We start from the raw sequence: 23,245 nt of genomic DNA on the forward strand, positions 1-23,245 counted from the left end.
TGACCACCTGAGCGAGTAGAGGCAGGGTGAAGAGGCCATGCCGCACCGGCTACAACACCGGCATCTGGGAGATCGGCAACCGAGTTGCAGGTGAATCGACCAGAGATGCCGGACGATCGGGCACGGCGGGAGGTGACGGCGCTGGTGGAGGTCGCACGGATGTACTCACGGATGTATCCACGGGCAGGGCCCGATGTGCGCGCCCCGGGCTCCGTGGAGGAGATCCGGGAGGCGTTCGGATCGGCAGCGATGGCACAACAACGCATTTCAAGCGGGAGCGCCTGTTGTTCCTCGACGAACTGCTGGTGCCGCGGGACCCAGATCCCAGCAGGGTGGCCCACCCTGGGGCCCGGCCGTCCTGCAGTTGCCGGGGCAATGTGCTGGTGCTGTCCGGCCGGTCATGACGGCCCGACCGCCAGACGGCCTGATGGCCTGATGGCCTGATGGCCTGATGGCCTGATGGCCTGATGGCCTGATGGCCTGATGGCCTGATGGCCTGATGGCCTGATGGCCTGATGGGCGTAGGGGATCATGGTCGCGGACCAGCCGACGGAGACACAGGGGTAGGGGAATCATGGTCGCGTTCCACGCGTCCGCGCTGGACGGAGTCGCCCGTAATCCTGCGCTGCCGACACCGTTGCTGCTGCGCTTGCTCGCCTTCGACGGGGGCGGGGACGGCCCGCCCCGTCATGCCCTCCAGCGGGCTGGACTTCCCGAGCCGGCCGTTGCGGTGATCCTGGCTCACCCGAACCAGGGCGCTCGGATCGACTTCGCGATGAGCGCCAGGGCCGAGCCCGCGCATCGGGCCCGGCTCGTGGACGACCCTTCCCCCAAGGTGCGGGCCGCTCTCGCGTACGGACCCGAGTGGCGCGACCCGCGTACGACGGTCGCGCCGCTCCCGGACGACGTGTGCGCCCGCCTGCTCGCCGACCCCGACCCTTCCGTACGGGCGGCCCTGCTGGACTCGCCCCATCTGGTGCCGACGTTCGTGGCCTCGCTGGCCACGCACCGCGATCCGGCAGCGCGCCGGAGCGCGGTGCGCGCGTGGGAGAAGCTGCCGCCGGGCGAGCGGTCGTCGCTGCTTGCCGACCCCGACCCCGAGGTGCGGCGGGCCGCCGCGCTGTGGGAGTGCCGACGGGACGCACGCGTCACCGCCGAACTCCTGCGCGATCCGAAGTCCGCCGCCGAGGTTGTGCGTCGTGGGCTCTTCGACCGCGCCGACGCCGAACGCTGCGCCGCCGAGCGGACGCACCTGGCCGCCCTCGCCGAGAACCCGTCGCTGCCCATCGACCTCGTGGAGCGGCTCGCCGTCGACCCCGACGAGGCCGTACGGCTCACGGTCTCCCTCAGGCCTGAACTGGACGAGACACGACGCATGTCGATCGACTTCACAGTGGAGGCCTTCGCCAGGGGGGACGTGGAGTGGGTACGGGAGGGGCTCGCCGACCCCGAGGTGCTGCGACGGGCCGCGACCTCCGCCCATCCGCTGCTCCGGCGCACCGTCGCCCAGAGCCCTCACCTGCCGCCCGACCTCGTGCGCCTGCTCGCGCGCACCGAGGACCCGCTGGTGGAGGACCTCTTGGGCATGTATCACCCGGACACCCCGGAGGAGGTCCTGATGCGTGTGTACGCGCGGCTCGGCGGCACCTTCTCCGCCTGGATGGCGGAGACGCACCCCCGCTTCCCCCGTGAGGGTCTCGCCGCGCGCTACGCGGACCACCCGGACGGCAACTACCGTCGGCTGGCCGTCCGGGACCCGGCCGCCACGCCCACGCTGATCGAACGGCTCAGCCATGACCCCGCGGTCTGGACCCGCCAGGCGGCGGTCGGCGACCCGCGTCTCCCGCTCCACCGGCTCCGCGAGGCGCTTCATGTCCCCGAACTGGCCTCCAGCGCGGGTGCCAACCCGGCGCTCCCCGAGGATGAGATGGTCGCTGTCCTGGACCGGGCCTGCGTTCCCGCCTGACCGCCGAGCAGAACCGCCCGGCCCCGCGCCGCTTTCCCTACGGCTCAGTGGGGCGGCCACCACTGCTGACCGACTCCGAGTTTCGTCTGCCTCGCCGTGGCGCAAGCCCTGCTCCGCAGGTACAGGCCCAGCACGCCGCTCGCGCAGCGCGACGGCGAGGTCTTCTTCCCAGGTGTAGGCGCGAATGGTGCACACGGCGTCCGGGGGGCGTCCTCGGGTCCCATACGCCGGCCTCGTTCCAGGCGGCCAGGCGCCGCCGGCACGTCATGCCCGAGCCGAAGCCCAACTCCTGGGGCAGGTACTCCCACTGGATGCCGGTATGCAGCAGGTACAAGATCCGGCACAGGGCCTGCCGGTCCGGCGGTCAGACATCAACTGCCGGTCGCCCGCGCATGATGCGCGGGCGGCCGGCAGTTGTTGGTGCACGGTTCGGATCACACCGTGAGCCTGACCGCTTCGATCCACGAGTCGTTGTCGTGGGTGCCGGCGTACGTGAAGTCGTACCCGGCCCCGGGGTCATCGCATTCCAGGCCGAGCCAGGCGTCGTTGTGGACGTGGGCGGACTGGCAGACGGTGCCGTCGCCACCGCCGACGTTGATGGTGAACCCCAGCATGTCCGGGGCGTCCTCGTCGGTACTGCCGACGTAGTTGTCGATGCCGTCGGCGACACCCGCCCACGGATCGGGGAAGTGCCCCTCGCCATCGGTCGACGCGGGGTCGTGGACGAAGGCGGCGCTGGATGTGCCCTTGGTTCCGGACACGGCGATGTTGACGGCCTTGAGCGGCGTCCCCGCGCCCGCCGTGCCCGCTGTTTCGCCGTCGCACACGGCGTCGGTCCAGCCCTGGCCCGCCGCATAGACCCGGTAGCAGATGTGCCGTCCGCTCGGATCCTCCGCGGCCAGTTGCTGGACGGCGGTCGCCGCGGTCTTCTCCTGTGCCTTGGTCTCCTCCTCCTCGGAACCACCACCCCCCGCCCCGGCTCCATCTCCGGCTCCGCCGGCCTGCTGTGTCTCGGTCGCGGCCGGGGGTGCCGTGACGTCGGCGGACGGGGCCTTCGGCGCCTCGGGGGTCGGTGAGGCAGCGGGCGGCAGCGTGCTGATGCCGGCTTCCTGGAGCCTTTCGGCGGCGGCGCTGCGGACCTGGGGCTTGTAGGCGATCCACAGCATCACGAACGTGATCGCCAGCGCCATGAAGACACTGAGGAAACCCGCCAGCCAGCGCGGCAGGAAACCCCGCTGCACGTACGTGCCCTCCACGTCCAGCGGCGTCACACCCGACCGCTGCACCGCCAGGGTGTAGGGCCGGAGCTCCGCCGAACCGAACCAGATGATCTGCCGCGGCTTCAGCGTCATGTTCACGAACGCCGCACGGCCCGGCTCGATCTGCACATTGCTCGGATGTATGTCGTACGACAACTGATCACCGTTGTCGCTGCCGCTCACCGACGCCGTCAGTTTCGTATTGCCCAGGTTGTCCACGGCCAGTCTCGGACGGCCACGGAAACGGCCCTTCACCGTGGACGGCACCAACTCCGCCCGCAGTTCCGTGAACGGAGTAATGGTGAGGTTCCCCTCCGGAACCGTCGTCGCCTCCGGATGCTCCGTCGGCGTGATCCGCACCGCGTACGGATTCGGCCCCGCCGTCGCGTCCGGCGTACGCGGCGGAGCGAACGTCAGATCGACCGACCCCGTCGTCCCCGGATACAACCGCAGTGACTGCGGCTCCACGACGGTCCAAGGCGCGAGAGGGCCCACCGCCTCGAAGCGGTACTCGTCCACCACGTCACCGGTGTTGCGCAGACGCAGCCGCACAGTCGTACTACCACCCGGGTCCACGGTCGCGGAGGCGGGCTCGAGGGAAGTCCAGAGGTTCACTCCCGGACGTTAAACGCGGCAATGGCGCCGAGGCAGGAAGCCACGGGGCATGAAGAGTGCCCGAAGAGGCGGAACCGGCTGCCCCCGCTCCCCCAGGCCGTTGCGAACCCGGAATGCCTGGACTGGCCGCTGGTTGAAGGCGTTCACGATGGCCGGTAGGCGGTGGCCTGCTCGGGCGGAACGGTTTCGGCTCCGGCTGGTGCGAGTTCGGCGATGACTTTCCGGGTGGTGGCCAGGTCTGCAAGACGCGCTTCGGCCTCGGCGAGTGCGGCGGTCAAGTGCTCGATCCCGACTGCGGAGTTCGTCAGATCCTCAGTGCGGCGGACGACCCCGACGGTGCTGCCCGTCCGGGCGCCGTCGAGGTGACCAGTAGCACTCACGCTGGATCGCCGACGAGGGTCTGCACCATGAACTTCACCGTGAACAGCAGCGCGTCGGTGCGTGGGTGGCGGTCGGTGAGGTCCATGGCGGAGAACGGCCGTGGTGGATGCACAGGGCCGCACCCGTCCCGGGGTGCTGGTGAGGCGACAGTGCATCGCGCGCACGACGTGTGGACGGGGTGCATGCAACCCATTACCCGGCTCGAAAAATGCCCACGAGATTGCTGTGCATATTGTTAACAATATTGTAGCGTGCTTCACACCTCGACCCCGAGGCGTCAGCGAAGCACCTGGTGCTCGATGAGGGGAGACCCCGTGCAGCGACTCTTTGCGTCCTTCCAACGTGATGCGTCCACTCATCCGTCCGGTGGGAGGGCAGTACGTCCCGTTACCCGCACACACCTGCTGAGAGGCCTGGCGCTCGCAAGTTCCCTCGTTCTCACGGCCGTCGCGGTCCCGGCCTCCGTCGCAGCCGCCGCATCGGGCGCGGCCCCCTCACCGAGCCGTGGCCATGCCGCGGACCCCCAGGATTCCGCACTGGACTTCGACTCCGCCGCGTATACGACGATCACCGTCACGGTCGACGGCCGGCCGATGAACGTGCGCTGGTACAAGGAGATCTGCTACGTCGCCAACCCGGTCGCCGCGGCCGCACAGCAGCCCGGCGGCCCCGGCGGCGGCAGCACCACGATCCCCAACACCGCCTGCGGCTACCAGAGCATGAACGTCTTCGTCCCCGAGAGCGCCTTCGGCGACCAGCGCACGCCGGTCTACTTCGCGGTGAACAACAGCGGCTGGAAGGCCAGTTACCTACGGGCGAGCGTCACCGCCGGTACTTCTTACAGCAGCTCGACGAGCAACGTCGGTGCCGCCCTGAAGGCGGGTTACGTCTTCGTCGACGTCGCCAACCGCAGCCGCGGACTGGTCGGCGCCGACGGCTCGGCCCCCGGCAAGGCTCCCGCGGCCGTGGTCGACGCCAAGGCCGCCGTGCGCTACCTGCGCCTCAACGACGCCTCGATGCCCGGCAGCGCGGAGCGGATCGTCATCAACGGCACCAGCGGCGGCGGCGCACTGGTGTCGATCCTGGGCGCGTCCGGCAATAGCAGGGAGTACACCCCCTATCTCGCCGCGATCGGCGCCGCCGGCATCGACGCCAAAGGCCGCAGCACCCTGCGCGACGACGTCTTCGCCGTCAACGCGTACTGCCCGATCACCGACCTCGGCAACGCCGACGCGGCCTACGAGTGGCTGTACAACGTCCTCGCCACCCGCGACACCATCGGCTCGAACCCCTCACCCGAGGACGCCGCCGCGATCGCGGCACAGTTCGCCGCCTACGAGAACAGCCTCGGGCTGCGCGACCCGGACGGCTCCCGGCTCACCGCCGCCACCATGCTCGACACCATCAAGAAGGAGGTCATCCGCTCCGCCGAGACCTACCTGAAGGCGGCTCCCGCCCACACCATCCCGCCGTTGGGCGGCACCTTCGAGATCACCTCCGGCGCCCCTGGGGGCCCGCCCACCACCAAGTCGTACGTCAACGACTGGATCGACGTCGACACCGCCACCGACAAGGTGCGCTCCGTCGACATGGCGAAGTACCTCGCCTTCGTCGCCGTCCAGGCCACGCTCAAGACGACCCCCGCCTTCGATGCCGTGGGCGTCAACGGGAACACCACCAGCGGCACCGAGACCGACCTCTTCGGCCCGCCGTCCCGGAAGTACATGAACTACACCGAGTACAGCTGGAACCACAACGACGTCGCCGGCGACGGCAGCGGCCTCGACGACACCGGGCTGACCTGGGACCAGTACACCGCCAGGAAGGGCACCACCGTCGACGACCAGGTCCACCTCGTCAACCCGATGGACTTCGTCGGTACCAGCGCCGACACCGCGCCGAACTGGTACATCCGCCACGGCACCCGCGACCGGGACACCGCGTTCACCGTCTCGGTCAACCTCGACCGCGCGCTCGCCGCCGACCAGCAGGTCAAGGACCTGAACTACCAGCTCGCCTGGAACCAGCCGCACGCCGGCAACTACGACGTGCCCGAGGCCATGGCCTGGATCGCCGATGTCGTCCGCAAGGCCGGCAGCCCGCTCGGCTCCGGCCGCCGCACGGCGTGATCGGCGCCGACTCCCTACGCCCGCTCCCCCTCGACCTGAAGGAGCCGACTGACCGTCATTCCCGGTAGTCGGGGCAGCACCACGATATCGGGGGGGGGGCCGTCGCGGAGCTTGGCCCGGGTGAACATGTGCGCACGTCCTCGGAGTCGAAGGGGTCGAAGAAGTCGACACGGCAGCCTGCCGCCGACCGCGGCAATCGACCCCCGCCCCGTCGCCCCCCGTCACGTTCTTCCCGGTTCCGCAACGGCGCCGCCCGCTCCGGCCGTGTTGAAGTTGATGAACCCGGCCACCTCGACAGCGCTCGCCCCGACCAGCGGACTGTCCGGCCCCTTGATGGCGATCTCCGGGAGCCGGTGGGCCTGTCGAGGGCTCGCGACGACCGTCGCCCACGCGGCGTTGAAGCCGTCGGGGCACAGGGGTTTCTCCTCCGCCGCCAGCACCCTGGTGCCCGTCTCGTGCGCACCGAGCCTCAGCGCTCCCAGTTCGCACAGGGCGTCCGGGTCATGCCCTCTGGAAGCCACCACGCACCAGCCGGACGGCTCCGTCCTGCCCACCGCCTCCACGAGGCTCCGCTCACTGCCGGGACCTATGAGTGTGATGTCCGGCAGGACCAGGGCGACCCGCCCCTCGGCGAGCGGCAGGGCGGTGCGTATGGCCCCGCTGAGGTTGTCCTCCAGGGAATCGTCCTGGTACACGAAGACCATGTGGAGGTCTCGGGCATAGCTCGCGAGATGGCCGACGACATCCAGCTTGTGTGTCCTGAAGACCACGACCAGCCGGACCGTCAGTCCGGACCTGGCGAGCTCCACGACCGGCTCCAGGCTCCGGTCGATCACGCAGACACCGGGCTCCAGGGAGTGCAACTCCTTGGAGTACGGAGCGCCGAAACGCACCCCGAAGCCCGCGCAGGGGAGGATGACCGTGACATCGGGGGATGACGTACTCACTCATGGCCTCCCGGCTCGCCGTTCCGCTTCAGCGCAGTTCGGCCTCGATGAGTTCGACGGCCCGACGCGTGCCGCCCTCCTGGGCCATGCGCTCCTTGAGCCGGCCCAGACGATCGGCCACCCCAGGGTCCTCGACCAGCCCCGTCACCGCCGTGCGCAGCGCCTTCGCGGTCACCTCCTCGGCGGCGATCTCGCGGGCCACGCCGAGCTCCCGCAGGGTCTGCGAGTTGAGGAACTGATCGGCGCCCCTGGGAATGGTGACCATGGGTACCTCGCAGCTCAGCGCCTCCAGGACGGCCCCCATGCCGCCACGGCTGATGAAGGCGTCCGCCTGGCGCAGGATGGCCAACTGGGGAATACGGCCGTGCACCTCGAAATTGGCCGGCACCCTGTCCAGAGCAATGCGGTCGGCGTCCCGCCAGACATGCAGCACGACGTGCCAGCCTGGCAGGTTCCCGAACGCCTCGACGCAACTGTCGAAGAAGCCCGGCTCGTCCGAGTACGAGGTGCCGAGGGTGATGAGCAACAGCCGATCGGTCGCGGCGACCCCTGGCGGACGCTGCCACCGCCCCTGGTGGGACCGGTCTCCCAGGCACGCCCCGACGAACGTGTGCACCGCGGGGTCGATCCTGTCGGCGTGCGGCTGGAGGAATCGGGGGATGAGCCCGAGGGAGCGGTCCGGGCGGTTCGCGAACGTGTAGACGTCCATGTCGGTGAAGCCGTGCCGGTCCAGCCAGTCGCGATAGCGCCGTTCATGGGCCTCGTGGCGGGGGTCGGGCCGGAAGTCCCGGGCGGCCTCGGCCCGCTCCTCCTCCGTGGGTTCCCAGTCCGACATCTGGGCCAGCATCACGGCGGGCACACCCCACCTGCGGGCGAGGATGCGCGCATAGGGGGTGAGCCAGTCGTACAGAACGAGGTCCGGCGGGTCGTCCGCGTAGGCGGCGGCGAGCTGTGGGAGGGCCTGCATGCTGTCCGCCAGACCGGCCTCCATACAGCCGACCGGCCCCTTGTTCAGCCAGTCTCCCGAGTCCATGCCCAATACGCAGCGATACGGCCGGGGTTCCGCTCCCACCGAGGAGGCGAGGTCCGCATACTTTTCGGGTATGGCATAGGTAACCCGGTGGCCACGAGTGGCGAGCTCCCTGATGACTTCCAGGCTCGTATAAATGTGGCCAGGCGCCGCCGCATTGAACATCGCAATACGGGGCGGCCTTCCCAACCGCGATAAAAACATGCCGACATGCTAATCAGCGACAGTACCCGACGGCAAGGGTGCACGACCCCAATCCGCTTCTCTGACATGCCACTTGACCAGACGATGACGGACTATTGTGCCACCGCACGCAGCAGTCAAAACCGACGTCCATCGTCGAATAAATTCGACAACGACAGAACTCGTGGCTGCTGTTAGAGTCTCCGATCGGCATCTGGAATGAGGGGCGGAGCGTGATGGGAACCGGGGACGCACTGATATCTGCCCAGGGCCTGGTGAAGCGTTACGGTGATTTACTCGCGGTCGACGGCATCAACTTCGAGGTCCGGGCCGGCGAGGTCTTCTCGTTGCTGGGGCCCAACGGTGCCGGAAAAAGTTCCACGATGCGTATGCTCAGCGGCACTTCCACACCCAGTGGCGGAAGCCTGCGCATCCTCGGCATGAATCCCGTGAAGGACGGACCCGCCATCCGGGCACGGTTGGGCGTGGTGCCGCAGAAGGACAATCTCGACCGTGAACTGACGGTGCTGGAGAACCTGACGACGTATGCCCGGCTCTTCGGGATGAGCCGCCGAGCCGCCCGGAATCGCTCCACCGAACTTCTGGAGTTCGTCCGGCTCACGGACCGGGCGAATGACCTCATCGACTCGCTGTCGGGCGGGATGATGCGCCGACTGGCCATCGCCCGCGCGCTGGTGAACGAGCCGAGCATCGTCCTGCTGGACGAGCCCACCACCGGACTCGACCCGCAGGCCCGTCATCTGCTGTGGGACCGGCTGCGGGAGTTGAAAGGGAACGGCGCGACCGTGGTGCTCACCACCCATTACATGGACGAGGCCGAGCAGCTGAGCGACCGGATCATGATCGTGGACGAGGGCCGGATCGTGGCCATCGGCACACCCGGGCAGTTGCTGCGGGCCCATGGGACGCCCGAGGTCGTCGAACTGCGCTACGACGACGGCTTCGACACCGCGCACCTGCCGGCGCTCCGGTCACTGGCGGAGCGGCTCGAGGTCCTGGCGGGCCGGGTCCTTCTCTACGTGAAAAGCGCAGAGGAGACGGTGCAGGCGGTCCACCGCGCAGGACTGCGGCCGAGCGGAACACTCGAGCGCAGATGCACCCTGGAGGACGTCTTCCTGCGCCTGACCGGGCGCTCACTGGTGGAGTAGCGGCGATGCTGACCGGAACAGTGCGCGTCGTGCGTTTCCACCTCACGCTCTACCGCAGGACCTGGCGGACCGCGGTGTTCACCGGCTTCCTCATGCCGCTGCTGTACCTGGGGGTCGTCGGGATCGGAGCGGGCGGCTATGTGGAACAGGAGGTCGAGGGCCTGTCCTTCGTCCGGTTCCTGGCTCCTGGGCTCCTGGCCGTTGTCGCCTTCCAGACGGCTGCGGAGGAGGCGGGCTTCCCCCTCTACGCCGCGATCCGGCTGACCAACCGCTATCAGCGGATGCTCACGGCTCCCCTCAGCCTGGGCCAGGTGCTGGCGGGCCACCTGCTCTTCGTCACCGTCCGGGTGGCGGTGTCGGCCGTGGTCTTCTGCGCGGTGGCCGCACTGCTCGGTGTGTTCGACAGCTGGCTGTGTCTGCTGCTGGTGCCGGTGGCCATGCTGCTGGCGCTGTCGGCGGCGGCACCCCTCTTCGCCTTCACCGGCCGGCTCACCAGTTCGGCCAACCTCATGACCGTGTCCCGGCTGGTGGTACTGCCGCTGTCGATGTTCTCGGGGGTGTTCTTCCCGGTGGGAGACCTTCCGACCGCCCTGCAGCCACTGGTACGGATCTCTCCCCTGTGGCACGGAGTCGAGCTCTGCCGCGGCATCGCCGGCGAGTTCACGACCGGTTCCGGCCCGGCACCGCTGGCCCTCGCCGGCCACCTGGCCGTCCTTGTGCTGTGGGCGACGGCCGGCTTCGCCCTGACGCTGCTGGTGTTCCGGCGCCACCTTTCCGACTGACCGCATCCGACCAGAACCGGAGGTGCCGCCATGCCCAGCTCCGCGACAGCGCGCGCGAAGTTCCACCGCTCCAGCACGTTCGTGTTACGGGGGCTGATGCTGAACCGCCGTGCCTGGCCCAACTTCGTCTCCACACTCCTGGAACCGGTGATCCTGCTCATCGCCCTCGGCATGGGAATGGGCCGTCTGATCGGCGAGATCACCGTCGACGGGCGGATCATGAGCTACGAACAGTTCATCGCCCCGGCCATGCTGGCGACAGCCGCGGTCTCCGGCGTGGTCAACGAGACCACCTACTCCTTCTACGCCAAGCTCACCCAGCGTCTGTACGAGGGATATCTGGCCACTCCGCTGACGATCGGTGAACTGGCCGCGGGCGAGACCGCCTGGGCACTGCTGTGCGGAGGGGTCTACTCATCCGCGTTCCTGGTCTCCATGGTGGCTCTCGGCCTGGCGCCCTCGTGGTGGATTCTGCTGGCGTTGCCCGGCGCCGCGCTGATCAGCCTCGCCTTCGCGGCTGTCAGCATGGCCGCTACCACCTTCATGCGCCGGTGGGAGGACTTCGAGCACGTGAGCATCTGGATGTTCCTGATGACCATGTGCTCGGGAACGGTGTTCCCCATCGAGACCTACCCGGGCTGGGGACAGGTGGTCGTACGGCTGACCCCCCTCTACCAGGGAGTCGAGCTGCTGCGGGACCTGTCCGCCGGCCGCCTCACCCCGGGGACAGCGGGCCACGTCTGCTATCTGCTGGCCATGTCCGTGGCCGGATTCATGCTCGCCCGGCGCCGGTTGAGCCGGCTGCTGGCCAACTGATCGCCTGTCAGGGCGGGACGGCGAAGAGAACAGGGGACGCATCATGGCCGTGCTCGAGCGCTCCGGCCCCTTGCAGTCGGGGCTGTGTCAGGTGGAGTGGATGCACACCGTGTGCGAGGGGTGGGAGCCGTTCATGGGTCCTCGCTTCGACGTGGAACTTCCCGCCTCCCTCAGCGAGCGGCAGATGGAGGAGGCGGTCGGCCTCCTCGTCGCCCGTCACGAGGTTCTGCGCACCACCTTCACCAAGGACGAGAGCGGTCACGCCGTGCAGCACGTGTGGCGTCCGGAGCGTGTGCCGCTCCGGGAACCGGACGACACGCTGCGGGCGCCTTTCCGCATCGAGGAGGAGTGGCCGGTCAGGGCTGCTGTCACAGAACGAGGCGACGGCACACGGCAGTTGACCCTGGTGGTCGCTCATATCACGTGCGACGCCGGGGCGATGGACATCCTGCAGCGGGAGCTGCGGACGATACTGAACGCGATTGCGTGCGATGAACGGCCGGAGCTGCCTCCCGTGGAACACCACCCGGTCGACCAGGCACTGCTGGAGCGATCGGAGCACATGCGGGCCGTCCGGGCGCGGAATCTGCGCTTCTGGGAAGAGGAGTTCCGGCACCTTCCGAGCGGCCCGTTCGCCGTCCCGGTGATCCCGGCGGACGTCGGCTACCACCACGTCGTCCTGGACTCGTCGGCGCTGGGCCCCGCGCTCTCCCGCATCAGACGGCGACTGCCGGTGTCCTCCGCCTTCCTCGCGGCAGTCGCGCTGGCCGTGTCGGCCGTGTCCGGCCATGACCGCATCGCGCTCGCCACCTCGTGGTCGTCCCGGTCGAGCGAGCTCACTCGGCAGATGATCGGCTCCGTCATGAGGGACCTCGTTCTGGCCGTCGGCGTCCCCGGCAGCGGCCGGTTCCGGGACATGGCGGAGTCCGCCGTGCACGCCAGTCTGCGGGCCGCGAGACGAAGCGACTTCGACGTCCTGGAACTGCTGGAGGCCGAGGCGCGGGCCGGACGTCGCAGAGGGGCGCGCACCCACCCGGGGATGTATGTCAACTTCCACTACGACGCACCGGCGGAGGGCGCCGACGGCGACACCTCGGCCGACCTCTCCTCGTTGCTCCCCCGCGGCCGTACGGAGTACACGTACGTTCCCCCGGTGCCGTCCGAGCATGTCCCACACGTCCTGTACGTGTCGGCGGCTCCCGGTCCCGAGGGCCGTCCGCAGCTCTTCCTGTCCGCCAACGACGCCGTACTGAGCGCGGAGGACACCCGCGCCCTGATGCTGCGGATCGAGCGCATCCTGGTGCGGTTCGCCGAGGATCCCGGTCTCGACTGCGCCGAGTTCCTGCCGAACCCTCGCCTGCGGGACGGTGAGTGGGTCACGGTCGACGGGTCCTGGGCCGCACTCCGCCTGATCGAGGGGGCTCTGCGGGAACACCCCGCGGTCAGCGCTGTCCGGGCCTTCACCGATGACGGCGGTTCACTCTGTGCTGCCGTCACCGTCGCCGGTTCGGACACCGATGCCTACGCGCTGCGCAGGTTCCTGCTCAACAAGGTGGACCCGCTACACGCCCTGGTCGTTCCGGACCGCTTCCTGATCAACGGTGAACCCGCCGGAGGCGGGCGCGGAACCGAGCCCCGCTCGGCCCGCCCGGCCACCGACCGGGAACGGGCCCTGCACGACGCGGTGGTGCAGGCCAACGGCCTGGAAGAGGTGAGTGTGCACGACGGGTACGTGGAGGCGGGCGGACGCCTGGCCGACGTACCCAAGGTGCTGGAACTGCTCGCACGGCAGAAGCTCACGGGGCTGCGCTTCGACGACTTCCGGCGGCCCTGCGACCTTTCCGCCCTGGCGACGCGCCTGTCCTTCCAGGGCGCGCCGCCGGCCACGGCGAGCGCCGCCGGTCATCGCGCCCGGGGCGCCTTCCGGTAGAGCGCCTGGTCCAGGACGAGGAAGTCCAGGTCCATGGAGCGGAACGCGGCGAGGGCGTCCGCGGCACTGTTGACGATGGGCTCGCCCTTGTCGTTGAAGGACGTGTTGAGGAGTACGGGGGGCGCTCCCCGGCCCGCGAGCGTCTCCAGGATCGCCCCGACCGCCGGGGCCGCACCGGGAGCCAGAATCTGCGGGCGGGTGGTGCCGTCGACGTGCACGACCCCGGGAGCGACCCTGCGGGCCTCGTCGGTGACACGGGCCGCGCCGAGCATGTAGCGGCTGAGGTGCTCCTGCCGTTCCCACAGTCCGCCGCCGTACTCCGGGGAGGTGACCCCGGCGAAGGGTCGCCACTGCTCGCGGTGCTTGATCCGGTTGACCCGGGCGGACACCTCCACCGAGTCCGGCACTGCGAGGATGGAGCGGTGGCCCAGGGCGCGCGGGCCGATCTCGGCCCTCCCCTGAGCGACCGCGCCCACCTGTCCGTCGAGCAGAAGGTCCGTGACCTGGTCCGGATCGAAGTCGGTCCGCAGCAGACCGGACTCCGCCGCGTCCGCCGGACCGTGCGCCCGGACGTCCTCGCCCAGATAGGGGCTGATCGCCTCGCCCGGCCGGTTCGGAGGGCACACCGTCCACGCGGCGCCCAGGGCCACCCCGGCGTCGTGCGGGACGGGCGGGACGTACACGTTCGCGGGCAGCATGCCGTTGGCGCTGCAGTTGAGTGCCACACCTCCGGCCAGGCAGAGATCCGCCACACCCGCGAGTTGTCCGGCCGTGGCGGCGAGGGACGTCACCGCATCCTCGATCAGCCGCTGCGCGGTGTAGGCGACCAGCACGGCCGCCGGGTCCTCGGTCAGCCGGTGTGCCGGGCAGACAGGTCCTTCGGCCCCGGCAAGCTTGGCGTAGAGGTCGCGCCAGGAGCCCACCGTGGCTGCGTAGTGGCGCCCGATCTCGTCGATCGTCGCGCTTCCCCGGCTCTCCGGCAGCGCCGGGACCGCAAGCCGCAGGTCACCGCCGTCGGTGTCGACCAGTGTCTCCACCGAAAGTCCCAGCGCCCGTCCGTAGGCGGCCAGCCCCATGGTCTTGCCGGCGTTCAGATGGTGGAAGCCGAGCCACTCCGAGGCACCGTCGTACGCGTACCCCAGGGAGGCGGTGCGCGGCCATTCCCGTTTCGGTTCGGGCTCGCGGCCGTAAGCGAACGACCAGATGCTGGTCGACTCGTTCTCGCCGTTTCCGTCGACGACCAGGACGCCCGCCTCGGAGAACGGCGAGGCGTAGAAGGCCGAGGCGGCATGCGCTCGGTGGTGGGGCACGCGGACGATCTCGGGGAGCCGGCCGGGGAAGTCGAAGCCGGTGGCGTGCGTGGCCAGCTCGCGCTCATCCGCGAAGAACCCGGGGAACATCTGGTCGATGTTCCAGCCGATGGCGATCACGTCGACGTCGTCGATCGTGATTCCGGCCTGGTCCAGGCAGAACCGCGCGGCCCCGAGGGGCTTGTTGAACCCGTCACCTATCGCATGTCGGATTCTGTTGTGGCGCTCCTGCTCGGAGTAGGCGATGACGTTGCCGCCGCCGTCCACGAGGCAGGCGGCCGCGTCGTGCCACCCGGCGGGCGGGGCGTTCACACCAAGGATCCACATTTCGGTTCTCCCATGGCTCGTCGAAGTGGAACAGGGGCTGTGATCGCGGGAATCGGAGCCGTTCGCTCATTCCGGGGCGAACACCTGGCGCGGCGGTCGCAGCAGCGCGAGCGTGCGCAGGCTGCACGGCCGCAGGAAGTCACCGGCGACGAAGCCCTCCAGCCCTTGCTGCCGCAACCGGGCGAGAACCACCGGGACGCGTCTCAGCAGGCCGCCGGCTTCCGTATAGCTCAGGGACATGTCCACGTCGGCAAGGTCGTTGGCCGCCTCCACCGACGCCCGTACGGCTCGTTCCACCGCGTTCTCACCGGCCGCCGGGCGGACCCCGCCTCTTGACTCGGCGTGCTCGGGGACAACGACGCGCTCGGGCACCACCAGGGCATGCCGGAAGTCCAGATGCGCCAGGAGGAACTCGCGGAGTTCGCCAGGCGTCGGGCCCTCGGGATGGGTGAGGACGTAGGCGACCGTCGTTCCGTCCGCTTCCACCCGTGTACTCGCGGCGGCCACCCCGTCGTGGCTGCGCAATATCTCCTCGGTGAGACCGCGGTGGAACCACGACCCCTCGAGCGAGACCCAGCCCTCGCCGACGAACCGGGGTGTCAGGCCGCTCACCCGCTGTGCATCGGCCGTCGACAGGTGGCCGGCCAGGGCGAGTTCGACGAGGATCGCCTCGACACCCCGGGTGATACCGACGACCTCGGACTCGGCGAGGATCGCCTCGTGCGCCGTGAGGAAGATCTCCGGACAGCCACGTTCGCCCATGGCGAGCGACGTGTACAGGTTGAAGTCGTCGTAGTGTTCCTCGGGCCCCGTCTCGACCGTCACCGAACTGCCGCGGAGCAGCCCTCGCAGATCGGCGGCGTCCGGCTCCGACGCCCTGTGTGACCACAACGCGCCCGGGTCGGGTCCGAGGTTCACGAAAAGGGCGGACCGGCGCCAGGCGCCCCGCTGACGGTTGACCAGGGAGTCCGCCTGGAGGAGGGCGTAGACGTCGTATTGACTGTGCCGCGCGCCCGAACGCAACGCCTCATGGGTGCTGCGCACGGCCTCTTCGAAGGAGGGGGTGTCCGAGAGGTCGATGTTCAGGATGATGTCCCGCATCACCGACGCGACGAGTCTCCTCGTGCGCACGGGCTCGCGTGCCGGCCAGGTGTAGGAGAGAGGTATGACGGGCTGCCGGCAGACGGTGGCGAGGCAGCTGGCCAGTGCCGTGAGGAACACCGGCTCCGGCGGCAGACGGTGCTTGCGGTGAATGACATGGAGGGCCTCCCCGAGGGCCGGTGACAGCAGTCGCGCCCTCGTGTAGCGGACCCGTTCCGGAATGACCGCGGTGGGGAAGATACCCGCTGGTGCGGCGGAGATGACGCTCCGCCAGTGGTCGAGACTGCTGCCGTCGTCGGCGTCCGCTTCCGCGAGGGCGTGATCGAGTGGCTGGCATGCGACGGGAGGCAGCGCCATGGGTCGCCCGGACGCTGCCGCCAGCAGAGCCTCGGTCAGTTCTTCCCGAAGGACGTCCTGTCCCCGGTAGTCGATCGCGATATGGGCGATCACCAGCAGGAGTTGCCGACGCCCTTCGTCCCGCAGGACCACGGCGGCCCGCAGGGGCGGCACGGCGAAGACGTCGAACGGGGCATCGCAGAAGGCGTCCAGTTCCGCGGTCTGTGGGCGTGCCCCGGAGAGGTCGAACCACCGCAGGCGGACAGGAACCGGAGGCCAGACCATCTGCACCGGATCACCTTGGGAGTCGGCGGGGAAAGTGGTGCGCAGCACCTCGTGCCGCTCGACCATGAGGTCGACGGCTTCACCGGCCGCCTCGCGGGACAGCCCGGCGGGCAGATCCAGCCACAGGCACTGCCGTGGGTGGCGTGCCCTCCCGTGCTTCCGGTAGTAGAGCCACTCCTGCTGGGCGATGCCGTACTGAAGAGGGCCGCTGCGGACCGGGGTGTCGGTCATGACTGCCTCCATGCCTCGTCGAGGGGCCTGCGAGGACCGCGCGCTGAGGTGCGTGAGTTCGGGGATCCGTGGGACGTTCGGGCACCGCGGGAGTCGCGCCGGGCGACTGCCGACGGCGGCCCCGCGGCGGGCAGGGGCCGTCTGCGCCCGGCGTCCCGCGGCGGATGCGTCCCGGGTGCACGGGCCGAGCCGCTGGAACACACGGCCGGACGCCGTCGGCCCCGTGAGCCCCGAAAGGCGGCGGGTCTCCCGGCGCGACTCCACGCGAGAGGTCTCCCCCGCTGTCCTGTCGCGTCATCCCCGAACAGGTGGGTAAGGACGTACCGGCGCGATCACGGAGGGGCGTCCGACCGCCCACCACGGCCCGGGACCCGCACGTCCGGACCGAACTCTTCCGTGAACCATGTGCTCCACACCTCAGCTGGTCGTCACAGCCGTGCAAGATCGAGCGGCAAGTAGCCTGACACACCGAAGAGAGGCCCACAAGCGCTTTCTGGCGCGCGCACCCACGCACTGGCAGACGCAGCCGCCGACCACGCACCGGCCTGGTCCTCCCATCGCCTCGTCGACATGCGTGCGGCGGCGCGCGCCTGGCAGGTGGAGGTGATCACGGCAGCCGGCGAGCGCACATCCTCACCGGCATCTCAGGTGTCGGCCGGGGATTCGCGGGAGAAGGAAGCGGCCTTGATACGGCGCTCGGAACACCGTTCGCGGGCGGCGACGAGGGCGGTGATCGCGGACGGGGAGACCGGGTCGCCCTGTGCGTCGATCACGAAGCAGCGGTCCTCCCCAACCACGAGGCCAACCCCCTCGACCCCGCCGACCTCGTCGACCTCCAGAAGCGGGCGGACCCGGTCGTCGCACTCGGCCATCAGCAGCTCGGCCAGGAACGCCCGAGACGCCAGCTGGTCGCGGGCAGCGCCATCGGCCAGGTCGGGGAATGCGCCCGATGGAGGGCAGTCGCAGCAGGCGGCAGGCCTGGTCGATCGCGGAGACGACGGCTTCGTCGGTCAGTCCGCGTTTGCGCAGTGATGACCCCTCTTTGTCCCTTCCGGCCGTGCTGCCACGGTGTTGACGCAGGACCTGGTCGTAGCGCCACCGCCGGTAACGGCCGGTGGTGGGACGAGAGGTGGGACAGCTTCCAGTCGGACAGGAACGTCACCGTCGCCGCTGGCCCTTCAGCCGGGCCCGCGGGCCGGGGCGGCGGCAGCGTCTCGACGGTGTCGCCCTCGGCGGCCTTGCCGGCCTCCAGCGCTCGACCGTGTCCAGTGTCAGCGCGCCGGCCCGGTAGGCGGCGGCCAGACGGGCGACGACGTGTTCGTGCTTCACGTGGCGGGCCGGCAGCAGGACTTGGATCACCCTCGGTGGGTCTGGTTCAACTTCTTCCTGCTCACAGAGCTGATGGCCTGTCCCCATCACCGGGAACATGACGTCAGGAGGCTGCCACCGTCGGGTTGGTGCCTGTACCAGCGTCGGTTCCGCTCGGTCTTGCCAGGGCCGGAGACGGGCAGAAGCCGGAGCCTGGGCGAGGGTCGAGGCCAGGCGAGAGCCAGGGCACGGGCAGGGGCGGAGTCCAAACGGGGCCGGAGCCGGAGGGCGGCGAGGGGCCGGGGGCCCCGATCAGGGCCAGGGCGGCGCCAGGGTCAGGGCTGGTGTCGAGTTCAAGGCGGTCGCCGTGGCCCTCGGCCATGGTGGCGGCGACGGCGGGCCGAGTCCGCCGCCACCGTGGACGCGGGAGCGAAACGGGTCGGCCGGCAAGGGGCGTTCGAAGACGTGCTCGGCGTCGACAGGGTCGAGGCCCGGCCCTTCGTCCGCCACCTCGATGACACGGCACCGGCGGCCAGCCGCGGTCCCCGCCGCGGCGCGCGCGTCGGGCGCGCGCGTCGGGCACACCTCGGCGTGGGATCTTCGGAAAACGCGCCAAGGTGGCCGCGAGCGCGCCGATATCTGGACGTCCGGTCCGGCCTGACTTAGGGTGCCGCACGGTAAGCGCTTTCTGTCCTGACCATGCCAGCGCATCGGAAAGGTACTGCCTCGTGCCCCACAACGAGCCGCACAGACCGTCGCACGACGAGCCCCACAACGAGCCCCACAGACCGCCGCACGACGAGCCGCACAGCCAGTCACAGCACAGGCAGCCGCAGTCGTGGACCCGTAAGTCGTTCCTCCGGGGCATGGCGGCCGCCGGAGTGGCCCCCTTGCTCCCGAGCGTGCTACCCGCGGCCGCGCATGCCGCACCCTCCTCGGACCGGTCCGGCTTCCCCCTGGTGCTCGGCGGTGTCGCCGTCGATCTGTTCGTGGACACGGCGGACGACCCCGCCGTCGTCCGTACGGCCGGTGATCTGCGGGCGGACGTGGAACGGGTCAGCGGGGCGAAGCCACGGCTGCTGCACACCGTGCCGAAGAACGCCGAGCACGTGGTCCTCATGGGCACCATCGGCGCGAGCCCTGTCATCGACCGGCTCATCAAAGAAGGGCGCCTGGACACCTCCCGGGTGAAGGGCCGCTGGGAGGCGTCGGTGACCCAGGTCGTGGACCGTCCGCTGCCGGGGGTGAAACGCGCCCTGGTGATCGCCGGGAGCGACCGGCGCGGCACCGTCTACGGCATCTACGACACCTCGGAACGGATCGGCGTCTCGCCCTGGTACTGGTGGGCCGACGTGCCCGTCGAACGCCGCGACACCGTGACGGTCCCGGTCGGCCCTCTCAAGCGGTACGAACCGTCGGTCCGTTACCGGGGCATCTTCATCAACGACGAGCAGAACCTGACCACTTGGTCCCGCCGCACGCAGGAGCCGGACAAGAACATCGGCCCCGAGACGTACAAGCGCGTCTTCGAGTTGCTCCTCCGCCTCAAGGCCAACTACCTCTGGCCGGCCATGCACCCCTACTCCGACTTCTTCAACAAGCACCGCGAGAACCCCGAGCTGGCCGACCGCTACGGCATCGTGGTCGGCTCCAGCCACCCGGAGGCCGTGCTGCGCAACGGCGTGCACGAGTGGGGACCCTGGGCCGAGGAGCACCGGGGCGCGGACGGCAGCCTGCCGGTGTACGACTACACGGTGAACCCCGACGTCATCTCCGACTACTGGCGGGCGCGGGCACGGCAGAACGCCGCGTACGAGAGCAGTTGGACGCTCGGTATGCGCGGTCTGCACGACAGTGCGCTGGAGACCCGCCACGCCACCACGATTCCGGAGAAGGTCGTGGTGATGAACGACATCATCGCGGACCAGCGCCGGATCCTGGCCGAGGAGGTCGGCGCCGCGGTCACGCCGCAGATTTTCATCCCGTACAAGGAGGTCCTGGAGCTGTACAACGCGGGGGTCCGGGTCCCCGACGACGTCACGCTGATCTGGCCGGACGACAACCACGGCAACATGCGCCAGCTGCCCGACGAGGCGGAGCGGCGGCGACCGGGCGGCAACGGCATCTACTACCACCTGTCCTACTGGGGTCGCCCCAGAAGCTATCTCTGGCTGGACACCACGCAGTTGAGCAAGGTGTGGCAGGAACTGCGCCGGGTCTACGACCATCGGGCCGACCGGATGTGGATCTTCAACGTCGGTGACATCAAGTCGATCGAGAACGGGCTGTCGTTCTGCCTGGACATGGCCTGGGACGTGGACCGCTGGGGGCCGGACAACGTCGAGGAGTTCCTGGTCGAGTGGGCCGGACGGCAGTTCGGGCGGCGCCACGGCAGGGAGATCGCCGCGATCCGTACCGAGTACTACCGCCTCGCGGCGGAGCGGCGTCCCGAGTTCATCGACCGGGGCGTCTTCTCGACGGTCCACCACGGCGATGAGGCGGGCCGGCGGCTGGCCGCCTACGAGAGCCTGCTGGAGCAGACCCGGACGCTCGGCGCCAAGCTGCCCGACGCCTACCGGGACGCCTTCTACGAGCTGGTCGAATACCCCGTCCACGGCGCGTACTTGATGAACCTGAAGTTCTACTGGGCGGACCGCAACACACTCGCCGTCCGGCAGGGCCGGGGAGCCGGGACGAACCGCTTCGCTGATCTGGCCGAGGCCGCCCACGCCGAGGAACAGGCGATCACCAAGCGTTACAACACCGAGATCGCCGGCGGCAAATGGGACGGCATCGTCAACCCGTACCCCTCGCAGATACCCAAGGCGCCCGGCCGCCCCACCGTGGCCCGGGTCGCGGCGCAGGACACGTCGGGGCTGGGCGTGGCGGCCGAGGGCAACGACATCGGGGCGGACCGGCCGCTCTCCTTCTCCTCCTACACCCGGGACCAGCGCTTCGCCGATGTCTTCAACACCGGTTTCCTGCCGTTCGACTGGAGCGCGACGGCGAGCAGTCCCTGGATTCGGCTGAGCGCTTCGGGCGGCACGATCACCGACCAGACGCGGGTGTGGGTGGAGATCGACTGGGAGCGGGTGCCCGAGGGTTCGCACGAGGCGACGCTGACCGTCACCGGTGCCGGCCGCAGCGTCGACGTACCGCTGCGGGTGCGGGCCGACGGGGAGCGGACGCGCCGACGGGCTCGTGGATACGTCGAGTCGCACGGGTACGTCTCGATCGTCGCCGCCCACTTCGACGGCCGGGTGGCGCGCGGCGGGGCACGCTGGCAGACCGTGCGGGGGCTGGGCCGGCACCTGGCCGCGGTGGAGACGGTGCCGTCGACCGCGGCCCCCGTCACCTCGGATCACGCCACGCGGGCACCGGAGTTGCGGTACCAGGTGCGGTTCACCGGGAGCGGCACGTTCCCGGTGACCGTCTTCCGTCTCCCGTCCCTGGACGAGCGAGGACACCGCCGGGTGGCCGTCGGCCTCGACGACGGTCCGGTCACCGTCCTGTCGGGTCAGGCCGTCGCCACCGGCAACCGGGGCGACGCCTGGGCCCGTAACGTGGAGGAGGGCATCGAGAAACTGACCGGAACGGTGACCGTCACCGAGCCCGGTGAGCACGTCCTGCGCGTGTTCATGGCCGACGCCGCGATCGCCGTGGACCAGATCGTCGTCAACACCGGTGGTCTGCCCGTCAGTTACCTCGCACCGCCGGAAAGCTACCACCGCTTCCACAATCCGGATCCCGCTTACGGCCCGGCACGGCCGGACAACGCGTAGGTCGTCGACGCGTAGTCGGTCGACGGGCGGGGACACCGCCGAGGCCGGTGCGCGCCGGCCTCGGCGCGCACCGGCTGTCGTGTCCAGGACGTTCCCACACCATCTGTTCCACGTGCTCAGGCAGTTCGGCGAGCACCATCGCCGCCGCCGGCGACAGCCCTCTGGGGCGCACCGGTCACGGGCGGGCCCCGAAGGATGCCTTGCAGCCAGAGAAGTCGGCCGCGTCAGTGAGAACAGGACGCGGCCGCCGGCCGACGGATCCGCCGTTACGGGGTGGGGTTGCGGGTGAATGCGTGGGCGGCTTCCCGGATGGCGGTGATAGCGGGTTCGGCACGGCGGCTGGCGAGCCAGGCGAGTGCCGAGGTGGATGGCGTGAGGTCCGAGACGTCGACGTAGCGGATACCTGGGCGGGGATAGAAGTCGCGAGCTGCCGCCGGCAAAAAGCACATCGCTTCGCCGCGGGCCACCGTGTGCAGCAGCGCCTCTATGTCGGTGACGACCGGACCGTATCGCACAGAGCTGCCGTCGGGACGTGGATCCACAGCCCAGAAGTCCCACCAAACCCGTGGTACTTGCGCAGGCATGTTGACCACGGGGTAGCCAGCGAGCTGCGAGAGGGTGATCTGGGGCAGGGCGGCCAAGGGGTCATCGGCCGGAAGACACGCCACCCGGGGCTCGGTAGCCAGATGGTGCAACTCGATTCCCTCCGGAACTGGGGGACGCAGGAACATCACGTCGGCTTCCTGCCGGATGAGTGCGGTGCTGTGGTCGACAAGGTTCAAGCTGAGCACTTGAAGCCCCACCCGTGGGTGCCGGTCATGCAGCGCCTCTAACACGGCGCGGGTGCTGGGCATGGCAGCCTCAGCTCCGACAGTGCCGATCAACAGACAGCCAGAGAGCTGACGTACCTGCGCGTCGGCGGTCCGTCGCACCTGATCGACACCTGCAACCGCTTTCCGGGCTTCAGGAAACAACGCACGTCCAGCCGGAGTGAGATCGACCGTCCGGCTGGAACGCTCGAACAACCGCACACCTAACCGTTTCTCCAAGTCTCGGATCTGCTGACTCAGCGCGGACTGGGTAATGAACAGACGCGTGGCTGCGCGCCCGAAGTGCAGCTCCTCGCCCAGGGCTAGAAACAGGCGCAGCTGGTGAATGCTTGGTTCCGCAGCGCCCGCATCGGTATTGAAACCCTCTTGCCTGCCTGCAGTCATGAGCTTGACCTTATCGATCGAAGGGAATCGTGCATGGCCAGAGTTGCTGACAACAGTGCCACCGCTGTGTGAGTGTCTGAACGCCGCTCCGATCAGCCGGATGGGTCATTCCGGTCAACGGACGGACTGTGGTGTATCCGACAC

The 23,245-nt window shown here is 69.5% G+C and carries 15 protein-coding genes and 2 pseudogenes; 7 read left to right on the forward strand and 10 right to left on the reverse strand.

Annotated features, from left to right (window positions below; genetic code table 11):
* Positions 1 to 574 precede the first annotated feature (574 nt).
* Positions 575 to 1,966 carry a Mucin-2 gene (locus tag ACFWJX_RS23180; protein ID WP_383246234.1) on the forward strand — a complete coding sequence of 464 codons (1,392 nt, stop codon included), beginning with the start codon at positions 575 to 577 and terminating at the stop codon, positions 1,964 to 1,966.
* 217 nt (positions 1,967 to 2,183) lie between these two features.
* Here the strand turns inward: ACFWJX_RS23180 and ACFWJX_RS23185 are convergent.
* The 3 genes and pseudogenes from ACFWJX_RS23185 to ACFWJX_RS23195 form a co-directional block, all read right to left on the reverse strand.
* Positions 2,184 to 2,294: pseudogene (locus tag ACFWJX_RS23185) on the reverse strand (transposase); the annotation flags it as partial.
* A 106-nt stretch (positions 2,295 to 2,400) separates the two neighbouring features.
* The gene (locus tag ACFWJX_RS23190) at positions 2,401 to 3,840 is read right to left on the reverse strand and encodes a hydrolase (RefSeq protein ID WP_383246237.1); all 1,440 of its coding nucleotides are present in this window, start codon (positions 3,838 to 3,840) and stop codon (positions 2,401 to 2,403) included.
* Between the two features lie 143 nt (positions 3,841 to 3,983).
* Positions 3,984 to 4,118 carry a hypothetical protein gene (locus ACFWJX_RS23195; RefSeq protein ID WP_383246240.1) on the reverse strand — a complete coding sequence of 45 codons (135 nt, stop codon included), beginning with the start codon at positions 4,116 to 4,118 and terminating at the stop codon, positions 3,984 to 3,986.
* Positions 4,119 to 4,520: 402 nt separating this feature from the next.
* Between ACFWJX_RS23195 and ACFWJX_RS23200 the strand changes: the two genes are divergently transcribed.
* Entirely contained in the window at positions 4,521 to 6,350 is a 1,830-nt protein-coding gene (locus tag ACFWJX_RS23200; protein ID WP_383246242.1) for a subtype B tannase, read from the forward strand.
* A 221-nt stretch (positions 6,351 to 6,571) separates the two neighbouring features.
* Here the strand turns inward: ACFWJX_RS23200 and ACFWJX_RS23205 are convergent, their stop codons facing one another.
* Positions 6,572 to 7,297 carry a hypothetical protein gene (locus ACFWJX_RS23205; RefSeq protein ID WP_383246245.1) on the reverse strand — a complete coding sequence of 242 codons (726 nt, stop codon included), beginning with the start codon at positions 7,295 to 7,297 and terminating at the stop codon, positions 6,572 to 6,574.
* 28 nt (positions 7,298 to 7,325) lie between these two features.
* Entirely contained in the window at positions 7,326 to 8,531 is a 1,206-nt protein-coding gene (locus ACFWJX_RS23210; protein WP_383246248.1) for a macrolide family glycosyltransferase, read from the reverse strand.
* A gap of 215 nt (positions 8,532 to 8,746) precedes the next feature.
* Between ACFWJX_RS23210 and ACFWJX_RS23215 the strand changes: the two genes are divergently transcribed.
* From ACFWJX_RS23215 to ACFWJX_RS23230, 4 genes are read left to right on the forward strand one after another with little or no spacing between them, the layout of a single operon-like run.
* Entirely contained in the window at positions 8,747 to 9,679 is a 933-nt protein-coding gene (locus tag ACFWJX_RS23215) for an ABC transporter ATP-binding protein (RefSeq protein ID WP_383246251.1), read from the forward strand.
* A gap of 5 nt (positions 9,680 to 9,684) precedes the next feature.
* A complete protein-coding gene (locus ACFWJX_RS23220) occupies positions 9,685 to 10,461 on the forward strand; it encodes an ABC transporter permease (protein ID WP_383246253.1) in 777 nt (258 codons plus the stop codon).
* 30 nt (positions 10,462 to 10,491) lie between these two features.
* A complete protein-coding gene (locus tag ACFWJX_RS23225) occupies positions 10,492 to 11,277 on the forward strand; it encodes an ABC transporter permease (RefSeq protein ID WP_383246256.1) in 786 nt (261 codons plus the stop codon).
* A 43-nt stretch (positions 11,278 to 11,320) separates the two neighbouring features.
* The gene (locus ACFWJX_RS23230) at positions 11,321 to 13,207 is read left to right on the forward strand and encodes a condensation domain-containing protein (protein WP_383246259.1); all 1,887 of its coding nucleotides are present in this window, start codon (positions 11,321 to 11,323) and stop codon (positions 13,205 to 13,207) included.
* On the opposite strand, the gene ACFWJX_RS23235 is transcribed toward ACFWJX_RS23230, so the two are convergent.
* The 4 genes and pseudogenes from ACFWJX_RS23235 to ACFWJX_RS23250 form a co-directional block, all read right to left on the reverse strand.
* A complete protein-coding gene (locus ACFWJX_RS23235) occupies positions 13,180 to 14,829 on the reverse strand; it encodes a carbamoyltransferase C-terminal domain-containing protein (protein WP_383246262.1) in 1,650 nt (549 codons plus the stop codon). The two genes, ACFWJX_RS23230 and ACFWJX_RS23235, sit on opposite strands and share 28 nt — an antisense overlap.
* Positions 14,830 to 14,910: 81 nt before the next feature.
* Positions 14,911 to 16,797, reverse strand: coding sequence for a condensation domain-containing protein (locus ACFWJX_RS23240; protein WP_383246265.1), 1,887 nt, complete (start codon positions 16,795 to 16,797; stop codon positions 14,911 to 14,913).
* A 644-nt stretch (positions 16,798 to 17,441) separates the two neighbouring features.
* Entirely contained in the window at positions 17,442 to 17,669 is a 228-nt protein-coding gene (locus ACFWJX_RS23245) for a hypothetical protein (protein WP_383246423.1), read from the reverse strand.
* Positions 17,643 to 17,826, reverse strand: a pseudogene (locus ACFWJX_RS23250) (AAA family ATPase); the annotation flags it as partial. The gene ACFWJX_RS23245 and the pseudogene ACFWJX_RS23250, both read right to left, overlap by 27 nt.
* A gap of 1,145 nt (positions 17,827 to 18,971) precedes the next feature.
* On the opposite strand from ACFWJX_RS23250, the gene ACFWJX_RS23255 reads away from it, so the two are divergent.
* Entirely contained in the window at positions 18,972 to 21,887 is a 2,916-nt protein-coding gene (locus ACFWJX_RS23255) for a glycosyl hydrolase 115 family protein (RefSeq protein WP_383246268.1), read from the forward strand.
* Between the two features lie 266 nt (positions 21,888 to 22,153).
* On the opposite strand, the gene ACFWJX_RS23260 is transcribed toward ACFWJX_RS23255, so the two are convergent.
* Positions 22,154 to 23,101 (reverse strand): LysR family transcriptional regulator, encoded by a 948-nt coding sequence (locus ACFWJX_RS23260; RefSeq protein ID WP_383246271.1) that lies wholly within the window; start codon positions 23,099 to 23,101, stop codon positions 22,154 to 22,156.
* Positions 23,102 to 23,245 lie beyond the last annotated feature (144 nt).

The sequence above is a fragment of the Streptomyces sp. NPDC058335 genome (genome assembly GCF_042723915.1).
Taxonomy (GTDB): Bacteria; Actinomycetota; Actinomycetes; order Streptomycetales; family Streptomycetaceae; genus Streptomyces.

What these genes read in the sequence shown, in the direction of transcription:
- ACFWJX_RS23180 (WP_383246234.1), top strand. Translation starts at nt 575, where the DNA reads ATGGTCGCGTTCCACGCGTCCGCGCTGGACGGAGTCGCCCGTAATCCT.
- ACFWJX_RS23260 (WP_383246271.1), bottom strand. Translation starts at nt 23,101, where the DNA reads ATGACTGCAGGCAGGCAAGAGGGTTTCAATACCGATGCGGGCGCTGCG.
- ACFWJX_RS23220 (WP_383246253.1), top strand. Translation starts at nt 9,685, where the DNA reads ATGCTGACCGGAACAGTGCGCGTCGTGCGTTTCCACCTCACGCTCTAC.
- ACFWJX_RS23245 (WP_383246423.1), bottom strand. Translation starts at nt 17,669, where the DNA reads ATGGCCGAGTGCGACGACCGGGTCCGCCCGCTTCTGGAGGTCGACGAG.
- ACFWJX_RS23200 (WP_383246242.1), top strand. Translation starts at nt 4,521, where the DNA reads ATGAGGGGAGACCCCGTGCAGCGACTCTTTGCGTCCTTCCAACGTGAT.
- ACFWJX_RS23230 (WP_383246259.1), top strand. Translation starts at nt 11,321, where the DNA reads ATGGCCGTGCTCGAGCGCTCCGGCCCCTTGCAGTCGGGGCTGTGTCAG.
- ACFWJX_RS23210 (WP_383246248.1), bottom strand. Translation starts at nt 8,531, where the DNA reads ATGTTTTTATCGCGGTTGGGAAGGCCGCCCCGTATTGCGATGTTCAAT.
- ACFWJX_RS23240 (WP_383246265.1), bottom strand. Translation starts at nt 16,797, where the DNA reads ATGACCGACACCCCGGTCCGCAGCGGCCCTCTTCAGTACGGCATCGCC.
- ACFWJX_RS23225 (WP_383246256.1), top strand. Translation starts at nt 10,492, where the DNA reads ATGCCCAGCTCCGCGACAGCGCGCGCGAAGTTCCACCGCTCCAGCACG.
- ACFWJX_RS23215 (WP_383246251.1), top strand. Translation starts at nt 8,747, where the DNA reads ATGGGAACCGGGGACGCACTGATATCTGCCCAGGGCCTGGTGAAGCGT.
- ACFWJX_RS23255 (WP_383246268.1), top strand. Translation starts at nt 18,972, where the DNA reads ATGGCGGCCGCCGGAGTGGCCCCCTTGCTCCCGAGCGTGCTACCCGCG.